At 50.2% G+C, this 2465-nt stretch carries 1 protein-coding gene; it reads left to right on the forward strand.

Translation table 11 applies throughout. From position 1 onward, the window contains the following. Positions 1-2410 (forward strand): aminomethyl-transferring glycine dehydrogenase (gene gcvP / locus GY683_RS07665; RefSeq protein ID WP_297288171.1); only part of this gene is annotated, 2410 nt, incomplete at its 5' end. Between the last annotated feature and the right edge of the window lie 55 nt (positions 2411-2465).

Raw genomic sequence — 2465 nt, forward strand, 5'->3', positions numbered from 1 at the left:
AGCAACTGCTGCTACCGAAGCCATGGCAATGGCAAAACGTGTAAGTAAATCAAAATCCAACGCCTTTTTTGTGGACGAGCGTACCTATCCGCAGACCCTTGATGTGATTCGCACCCGTGCCAAATATTTTGGTTTTGATGTAGTGGTGGGTGATTTTAATGTTGCCAAAAATGGCGAGTTTTTTGGGGCGTTTTTCCAATATGTCGGCAAAGATGGCGACGTGGTGGACTTAAATGACATTATCGCAAGCGTGAAGGAAAAAGGGGCGTACGCCATTGTTGCAAGCGACATCATGAGCCTTGTACTGCTAAAATCCCCTGCCGACATGGGGGCGGACATTGCCCTAGGTAGCACTCAGCGTTTTGGCGTGCCCATGGGCTTTGGCGGCCCGCACGCTGCCTATTTTGCCTTTAAAGACAAGGACAAACGCTCTGCCCCCGGTTGTATCATCGGCGTGTCAAAAGACGCACAAGGCAACACCGCCCTACGCATGGCACTGCAAACCCGTGAACAGCATATCCGCCGTGAAAAAGCCAACTCCAACATTTGCACAAGCCAAGTGTTGCTTGCCAATCTAGCCGGTATGTATGCCGTGTATCACGGGGCGAGCGGTCTAAAACTTATTGCCACACGCATTCACGCCCTAGCGGTCGCCTTTGCCAAAGCGGTAAAATCGGCAGGGCTGAACGTACGTCATGAGGTGTTTTTTGATACCGTGCTTGTGGATTTTGACAATCAAGAACAAGCCGATAAAGTGTACGCCCTTGCCAGCGAAAAAGGCTACAACCTATGGAAGCACGACAATCACGGCATTTCTGTATCGTTTCATGAATTGACCGAAAGAGATGAATTTGATGAGCTGTGCAAAATTTTTGGGGCGACAGGCGAGCTTGACAAAGCGGAAGTCATCTTGGGCGAGCTACTTCGCACTGATGAGATTCTCACGCACCCAACCTTTAACAGCTATCACACCGAACACGAAATGCTCCGCTATCTTAAATCCTTAGAAGATAAGGATTTGGCGATGAACCGTTCGATGATTTCACTCGGTTCTTGCACAATGAAACTCAACGCCACAAGCGAGATGTTGCCGATTACTTGGAATGAGTTTGCAAATGTTCACCCATTCGCCCCACAAGAGCAAGTGGCAGGCTATCATGAGATGATTGAAAGCCTACAAGCTCAACTGCGAGCAATCACAGGCTTTGATGAGATTAGTATGCAAGCCAACTCTGGTGCGTCTGGCGAGTATGCAGGGCTATTGCTCATTCGCCGTTATCACGAAAGCCGTGGCGAGAGCGGACGTGATGTCTGCCTAATCCCACGTTCGGCACACGGCACCAACCCTGCCACCGCCCAAATGCTTGGCATGAAAGTTGTGGTGGTGGCAACCGATGACAAGGGCAACGTGGACGTGGCGGATTTACAGGCAAAATGCGAAGAGTATAGCGAGCGTTTGGGTGCGTTGATGATTACCTATCCGTCCACGCATGGCGTGTATGAAGAGGGCATTCGTGATATTTGTCAGCTTATCCACAAGCATGGCGGACAGGTGTACATGGACGGGGCGAACATGAACGCCCAAGTCGCTATCATGCAACCTGCGGACGTGGGGGCGGACGTGCTACACATGAACCTACATAAGACGTTCTGTATCCCACACGGTGGCGGTGGCCCGGGTATGGGTCCAATTGGTCTAAAATCGCACCTTGCCCCATTCATGCCAAGCCACAGCGTAACAGGCGTGATGAATGCCTCTGACGGTCAAGGCTCGGTATCATCGTCCGCCTACGGTTCGGCAAGCATTTTGCCAATCTCATGGATGTATATCACGATGATGGGGGCGGACGGTCTGCTATCAGCGACCAAACGTGCTTTATTGAACGCCAACTATGTCGCAAAATCGCTAGAAAATGACTATCCGATTTTGTACACTGGCAAAAATGGCTTTGTCGCTCACGAATGTATCGTGGACATTCGCCCACTAAAAGAAGAGACGGGCATTAGCGAAACCGACATCGCCAAACGCTTGATGGACTATGGCTTTCATGCTCCGACCATGTCATTCCCTGTAGCAGGTACGCTCATGATTGAGCCGACCGAGTCCGAGAGTGTGGGCGAGCTTGACCGCTTTATCTCAGCGTTGAAGCAAATCAAGCAAGAAGCCCTAAAAGTCAAAGCAGGAGCGGACGGCTGGACGGCGGACGATAATCCGCTTGTCAATGCCCCGCATACCGCCTTTGTCGTAACGGGCGACTGGGCGCACCCATACAGCCGTGAAGAAGCAGTGTTCCCACTACCCTATATCAAGGCTCACAAATTCTGGCCGAGCGTGGGGCGTGTGGACGATGTGTATGGCGATAAGAATTTGATTTGTTCTTGTCCGAGTATTGATAATTATGAAGATTGATTGAAAAATTGATTGTTAATTATCAAATAAGCTATCAAAAAATACCGCTCTTTGG

It is taken from the genome of Moraxella sp., assembly GCF_024227015.1.
Classification (GTDB): domain Bacteria; phylum Pseudomonadota; class Gammaproteobacteria; order Pseudomonadales; family Moraxellaceae; genus Moraxella.